Annotated in this window: 6 protein-coding genes; 1 reads left to right on the plus strand and 5 read right to left on the minus strand. The window is 38.9% G+C overall.

Annotated elements, in window-relative coordinates:
• Window positions 1-64: 64 nt before the first annotated feature.
• Window positions 65-958, minus strand: coding sequence for a 4-hydroxy-tetrahydrodipicolinate synthase (gene dapA, locus M3090_RS13575; protein ID WP_249057186.1), 894 nt, complete (start codon window positions 956-958; stop codon window positions 65-67).
• A gap of 39 nt (window positions 959-997) precedes the next feature.
• The gene (gene ligA / locus M3090_RS13580) at window positions 998-2,998 is read right to left on the minus strand and encodes an NAD-dependent DNA ligase LigA (RefSeq protein ID WP_249057188.1); all 2,001 of its coding nucleotides are present in this window, start codon (window positions 2,996-2,998) and stop codon (window positions 998-1,000) included.
• A gap of 89 nt (window positions 2,999-3,087) precedes the next feature.
• Between ligA and trmD the strand changes: the two genes are divergently transcribed.
• The gene (gene trmD, locus M3090_RS13585; RefSeq protein ID WP_249057190.1) at window positions 3,088-3,765 is read left to right on the plus strand and encodes a tRNA (guanosine(37)-N1)-methyltransferase TrmD; all 678 of its coding nucleotides are present in this window, start codon (window positions 3,088-3,090) and stop codon (window positions 3,763-3,765) included.
• Between the two features lie 92 nt (window positions 3,766-3,857).
• Here trmD and M3090_RS13590 read toward each other — a convergent pair whose 3' ends face one another.
• The 3 genes from M3090_RS13590 to M3090_RS13600 all read right to left on the minus strand — a co-directional run bounded on the left by M3090_RS13590 (window position 3,858) and on the right by M3090_RS13600 (window position 6,335).
• Window positions 3,858-4,769, minus strand: a complete 912-nt coding sequence (locus tag M3090_RS13590) for a dihydroorotate dehydrogenase (protein WP_249057192.1) — start codon at window positions 4,767-4,769, stop codon at window positions 3,858-3,860.
• The gene (locus M3090_RS13595) at window positions 4,757-5,533 is read right to left on the minus strand and encodes a dihydroorotate dehydrogenase electron transfer subunit (protein WP_249057194.1); all 777 of its coding nucleotides are present in this window, start codon (window positions 5,531-5,533) and stop codon (window positions 4,757-4,759) included. Before M3090_RS13595 ends, M3090_RS13590 begins: the two co-directional genes overlap by 13 nt.
• 331 nt (window positions 5,534-5,864) lie before the next feature.
• Window positions 5,865-6,335, minus strand: coding sequence for a helix-turn-helix domain-containing protein (locus M3090_RS13600; RefSeq protein WP_249057196.1), 471 nt, complete (start codon window positions 6,333-6,335; stop codon window positions 5,865-5,867).
• Window positions 6,336-6,831: the final 496 nt, after the last annotated feature.

Genomic DNA, 6,831 nt, shown 5'->3' on the forward strand with positions numbered 1-6,831 from the left:
GGACTGCGATTTGATTGGCCTTTTTCAAACCTCAGTCCTGAATATGTGCAGCGGAATAAATTATTTAGCATCTAATGTTCAGTTCATTCAGAATCTTTCTCATGGCTTCAAAGGTAGTGATACGTGTGGGCACTAGAGGTAGCCTCAATTTATTTTCCACCATGCCCATTGCATTTAGCATGGCTTTTACCCCGGCAGGATTTCCATCGACAAACAAAAGCTTGAACAATTCGGCGAATTTATGATGGATGGCCAAGGCATTGGCATAGTCTCCTTGTAAAGCGAGTCGAACCATTCTGCTAAATTCTCGTGGGAAAGCATTTCCGATAACAGAGATAACCCCTACTGCTCCTAATGTAATAAGCGGGAAGGTGATTCCGTCATCTCCGCTGATGACATCAAATGTATCAGGCTTGTTTTTTATAATGTCATCCATCTGTGTGATATTTCCCGAAGCTTCTTTTACGGCAATAACATTATGGAAATCCCTGGCTACGCGAAGAGTTGTTTCGGCAGTCATGTTTACGCCGGTTCTTCCAGGTACATTGTAGAGTACCAGAGGCAATTCAGTCGCTTCTGCAATGGCTTTATAGTGTTGATAAAGTCCTTCTTGTGAGGGTTTATTGTAATAGGGTACCACGCTCAGTATAGCATCTACCCCCGTGAAGTCATCTTTCTGTAATGTCTCTACCACTGCTTTTGTGTTGTTCCCTCCTACTCCTAAAAGAATCGGGATCCGTCCTCCTACGCGTTCGATGACCATCTGTTTTATTTTTTGCCTTTCATCTTTGGTTAATGTTGGCGTTTCAGCCGTCGTGCCCAACACGCAAAGAAAATCTGTGTTGTTTTGCACCTGGTAATCCACCAGCCGCATCAACGCCTCATAGTCCACACTTTCATCTGACTTGAAGGGAGTAATCAATGCTACCCCCATTCCTCTCAACCTGGTTCGTATCATATTTGTTATAGGTTTATTTTTTATGTAATGGAATCTTTGTCATTCAATCATTTGTAGGAACTCGTCTTCATTGACAATCCGTATTCCTAACTTCCGGGCTTTCTCTAATTTGGCAGGTCCCATACTTTCTCCTGCTAAAATAAAACTTGTCTTTCCCGAAATGCTACCTGTATTTTTGCCTCCATGTTTTTCGATGAGAGCCTTGTATTCATCCCTGGAATGATGTGTGAAAACGCCACTGATAACGACATTTTGTCCTGCCAATTTGTCGGTCTTTCCTGCCAGTTCTTCAGCGTTCTGTTTCATTTGCAAGCCTATGTGCCGTAGTCTTTCCACTAATGCTTTATTTTGTGGATTTCGGAAATACGATACTACGCTTTGGGCTATTTTTTCACCAATATCATCTACCTCTGTCAAAGCATCGGTTTCTGCTTGATAAAGTTCAGTGATGTCTGTGGCAAAACGACTTAAACGTTTGGCTACTGTTTCACCGACGAAACGAATGCCCAATGCAAAAAGAACCCGTTCGTAAGGCACCGATTTGCTTTGCTCAATGCTTTTTACAATGTTCTCAGCCGATTTTCGCCCCATTCTTTCCAGTCTTTCAATGTCTTCTACTTTCAGCAGATACAAATCTGAGACGTCTTTTATCAGTCCTTGTTGGTAAAACAAATCTACCGTCTCCGGTCCCAATCCATCAATATTCATGGCTTTACGACTGATAAAATGTTCTATTTTCCCTTTGATCTGCGGGGGACAGGCAGTTTCGTTTGGACAATAATGAGCGGCTTCTCCTTCATAACGTATCAGTTTGCTGCCACACTCTGGGCAATGGGTAATAAATACGACTTTCTCTCCCAAGTTTCCATCTCGCATTTCCTTAGCTACGCCTGTGATTTTAGGTATGATTTCTCCTCCTTTTTCCACATACACCATGTCGCCAATATGCAAATCCAGCCCTTCGATAATATCTGCATTGTGCAGTGAAGCTCTTCTAACGACTGTACCGGATAATTGTACCGGGTCCAGGTTTGCCACAGGGGTGATGGCTCCCGTCCGACCTACTTGATAGCTTACTTTGTTCAACCGGGTCAATGCACGCTCTGCCTGAAACTTGTAGGCAATGGCCCATCGGGGGGATTTGGCGGTGTAGCCTAAATTTCTTTGTTGCTTCAGGCTATTCACTTTCAGTACAATGCCATCCGTAGCTACGGGCAAATTTTTTCGTTCAGTATCCCAATAGTTGATATAATCGAAAATGTCTTGCAATGTCTGTGCCTTCTTCATGTGGTCAGAAATCTTGAATCCCCATGTTTTGGCAGTTTGCAAATTCTCGTAATGTCCATCGCATGGTAAATCCTCGCCTAACAGATAGTATAGATAGGCATCCAGTTTCCTTGCAGCTACTACAGCAGAGTTCTGCGATTTTAATGTACCTGATGCTGCATTTCTAGGATTAGCAAACAATGGCTCTTCCCTCAGTTCTCGCTCTCGGTTCAATGCTTCAAACGATTCCCATGGCATTAAAATTTCTCCCCTAATTTCAAATGATTGAGGATAATTTCCATGATGTAATACCAACGGGATACTCCGGATTGTTTTCACATTATCTGTCACATCATCTCCCTTTTCACCATCTCCACGAGTTACAGCTCTCAGCAACCTTCCATTTTCATAAGTCAGAGAAATGGAAGTTCCATCATATTTCAATTCACAACAGATTTCAAAATCTTCGTTCAGGCTTTCTTTAACCCGGTTATAGAAATCGGTTACTTCGCTTTCTGAATACGTATTGCCCAATGACAGCATCGGATATTTGTGCGCTACCTGCACGAAATCCTTGTTTAAATCGCTTCCCACACGCATCGTTGGCGAATTTTCGTCTGCATATTCCGGATAAGCTTGTTCCAGATTCTGTAGTTCACGCATCATGTCATCGAACTCTTTATCCGAGATTTCAGGAGCGTTTAATACATAATAATTATAGTTATGCCTATGCAAGTCAGCTCTCAATCGGTCTATCTTTTCTTTTGCAGTCATGGCTTATGCTTATTGTTTCCTGCAAAAGTACAGGTTTCTGCCCGAATATTTGTATTTTTGCACCCAAAAATATATAAAAGAATAACTCTATGCGCATTGATATCATTACTGTTCTTCCTGAAATGCTGGAAGGTTTCTTCAACTGTTCTATCATGAAACGCGCCCAAAATAAAGGGTTAGCTGAAATACATATTCATAATCTTAGAGATTATACAAACGATAAACATCGCCGTGTAGACGATTATCCTTTTGGAGGTTTTGCCGGCATGGTTATGAAAATAGAACCTATTGAGAATTGCCTCAATGCTTTAACAGCCGAACGTAAATACGATGAAATCATTTTTACTACGCCCGATGGCGAACAGTTTTCTCAGCCTATGGCCAATACATTGTCGCTGGCTCAAAATCTAATCATTCTTTGCGGTCATTTCAAAGGAATTGACTACCGGATTCGAGAACATTTTATTACGAAAGAAATCAGCATAGGTGACTATGTTTTGACTGGAGGAGAATTGGCTGCTGCCGTTATATCTGATGCTATTGTAAGGATTATTCCTGGTGTAATCTCCGATGAACAATCAGCTCTTTCAGATTCATTTCAAGACAATCTTCTGGCCGCCCCCGTCTATACCCGACCGGCTGACTATAAAGGATGGAAAGTTCCGGATATTTTACTTTCCGGACACGAGGCAAAAATTAAAGAATGGGAACTTCAGCAATCTCTTGAACGTACCAAAAGATTACGTCCTGACCTACTGGACAAATAATCAATCAATGCAAATAGAAAGGAAATGGATATTTTTCTTTAATGTCCATTTCCTTTCTCTAATAAGTGCGAATGGGGACTATTTGTAAGCGATTATACCTCAAGTGCACCTATAATTTCGTGTACAGACTTAAATCCATGCCGTTCCAAATAATCATTGATTCCGTCAATTACCTTCAGAGTGATGGTTGGGTCAATAAAGTTAGCAGTGCCAATCTGTATGGCAGTAGCTCCTGCCAACATAAACTCTATGGCATCTCTTGCATTCATGATACCTCCTAATCCAATGACAGGTATTTTTACTGCCTTAGCTACTTGCCATACCATGCGTAAAGCTATTGGTTTAACCGCAGCTCCGGACATACCTCCAGTTACAGTAGATAATACGGGACGTCTTTTCTCTGCATCGATAGCCATACCTAATAGCGTGTTAATCAATGAGACACAGTCTGCACCACCCGCTTCGACCGCCCGTGCAATCTCAGTAATATCTGTCACGTTTGGTGATAATTTTACTATAAGAGTTTTCTTATAAACCTGTCGAACTGCTTTCACCACTTCTTCAGCTCCTCTGCTGGTTATTCCGAAAGCCATACCTCCTTGTTTTACATTAGGACAAGAGATATTCAATTCTATAGCAGGAATGTTTACAAGCTCATTGATAATAGAGGCGGTCTCTACATAATCTTCGACGGCAGAACCGGAAACATTAACAATAATATGAGTCTGTATATTTTTAATGCGGGGATATATGCAATCTACAAAGTAATGTACACCTTTATTTTGCAGTCCCACAGCATTTAACATTCCAGATGGAGTTTCCGCCATACGAGGATACGGGTTGCCTTCACGTTTGTGAAGAGTAGTTCCTTTTACAATGATACCCCCTATTCGCGATATATCAATAAAATCAGAAAACTCTTCTCCATAACCAAATGTCCCGGATGCTGTCATTACGGGATTTTTCATTTGTAATTCTCCTATTTTTACATTTAAATCTGCCATAATAATTTGTTTATATTAAATACGGGACCTTCTTTACAAACACATAAATGCCCTTCTATAGTATTTTCTACACAGCACAAGCATGCTCCAATTCCACAGGCCATCGTGTTTTCCAAAGAAACTTCACAATCTATGCCTTTGCTTTTAGCATATTTGGCGACCGCCATCATCATCGGTTTAGGACCACATGTATATATTTTTTTGTATTTTCTTTTGTTTAGTATAGAATGTTGTGTGACATATCCTTTTTCGCCTAGACTACCGTCTTCGGTAGTGATATACAGTTCACCATATTGAGCAAAGTCGGTTAACTGTAACAAGTCGTTTCCACTTCTGGCTCCTAACAAAAAAGTAGGTTTACTTCCCTTCTCGACCAATTGCTCTCCTAAATAAAGCAAAGGTGCAATACCGACCCCACCACCTATCAGTAAAAGGTCTTCAGAAGGCTTTTGCGGCATTGTAAAGCCGTTACCTAACGGAAGCACTACATTGATACAATTTCCTTTCTTTGCTTCTCCTAAATGCTTAGTTCCGTCTCCAACGAGTTGGATAAGGAACCACACTTCGTTTTTCTGCCTATCTACATAATTGATGGAGATAGGACGTCGTAAGAAAGTAGTAGGAGAACCATCTACCCGGATTTCTGCAAACTGACCAGGTAGTATTTCTGGTAAAATTGTTTTTGAAGTTAATTTCAGTAATACATAGCGATCGTGCAATCTGATATTTTCAGTCACGAACAGATCCAAGATGTATTTTTTCATAAATTGTAAGTTAATCAGTTTCATTCGCAAAAATAATACAAAAAACCGAGAAGCAGAGTAGAAACAAACTTTTCTTTTGGTTAAGAGAAACCTGCTTCTTTACTTTTTATTATTCATATATTTATATCCAGCTACAAATTATCACAGGAAATAGTCTGATAAATAGGTTTCCAGAATCACCAACTTTTGTATTTCACTCAAGATAGCTCATTAAGCATAACAGACATTCTGAATTGCCCTTTCAAGCGATTGTTTTCTATAAACCCTGCCAATTGATATACGGTGTCTGTATTTCCACTTTCATATTTTATGCTATTCTTAAACTTCCTTATTAATTAGCAGGTTTAAACGTTTCGTAAGTATTGTCATCAAAAAAAATGCGTATTTCTGTAATTTTTCTTGGAGGCCTCTCTTTGTATATAATTTCCTGATGTACTGTACTTTTTTCTCTTTTGGCAGTTGATTCTAATAGAGTTTCCTTGCGATTTTCAGCACAATTCGTAGAGGCATCCGGATTTTTTGCATTCTCAGCGAATAAAGGATAGTCACGGATGCTATTACTAAGAGGCTGTGTAGATTCTTGTGAATTGCTCATATTGCCTTTACCTGTTAAAAGCCATTCCAGATTTATATCTTCATAGCGTTGATGCACACGAAGCATTATTTCTACACTTGGATTGTTTCTGCCACTTAGAATATGAGAAATAGTGGCTTGTGAAGCTCCTATACTTTCTGCAAAAGCTCCAGCAGCCAACCCCTCACGTTCCATAATCATTTTAAATCTATCCCTAATTTCATTCATAAATATCTTCCTTTACATTCTGCATATCTGGTTACAAATGTATAATAAAATAAGTATATATGCAAATTTACAGAAATATTTGTGATTATACGATTGTAATCCACGCAATATATAAAGGTAGGATTTCATATGTAATTTTAAGCAATTCTATTTTTACTTTGAACTCAAGCAATTGTTTGTATATAATTGATTATGATTGATTTATTTAGATTAGACAAGGCGTTTTTCGGCAAATTACAATTGTAACCCGTAATCAAACAGTTTTATCTTTAGTACAAGATTATATAATAGCAATATATATATTCATAAACAGCTTATTACATAACATCTTATATCATATTAATAAGAATTGTATAGCATTACAATTGGATTTGTTTTCACATGTAATGTTTATTGAGTACTTATCTTAAGGTTACATGTGTACTCATATCCCTTTCAAAAGAAGATACGTTTGTACTATTCTCATGTGTTAAACATTTACAAGTGTAATACCTTT

It is taken from the genome of Bacteroides sp. ET71 (assembly GCF_023336905.1).
In the GTDB taxonomy this organism is placed as follows: Bacteria; Bacteroidota; Bacteroidia; order Bacteroidales; family Bacteroidaceae; genus Bacteroides.

Excerpts from the sequence above, each read along its gene's own strand:
- trmD (WP_249057190.1), top strand. The coding sequence starts at position 3,088 with ATGCGCATTGATATCATTACTGTTCTTCCTGAAATGCTGGAAGGTTTC.
- dapA (WP_249057186.1), bottom strand. The coding sequence starts at position 958 with ATGATACGAACCAGGTTGAGAGGAATGGGGGTAGCATTGATTACTCCC.
- M3090_RS13590 (WP_249057192.1), bottom strand. The coding sequence starts at position 4,769 with ATGGCAGATTTAAATGTAAAAATAGGAGAATTACAAATGAAAAATCCC.
- M3090_RS13595 (WP_249057194.1), bottom strand. The coding sequence starts at position 5,533 with ATGAAAAAATACATCTTGGATCTGTTCGTGACTGAAAATATCAGATTG.
- M3090_RS13600 (WP_249057196.1), bottom strand. The coding sequence starts at position 6,335 with ATGAATGAAATTAGGGATAGATTTAAAATGATTATGGAACGTGAGGGG.
- ligA (WP_249057188.1), bottom strand. The coding sequence starts at position 2,998 with ATGACTGCAAAAGAAAAGATAGACCGATTGAGAGCTGACTTGCATAGG.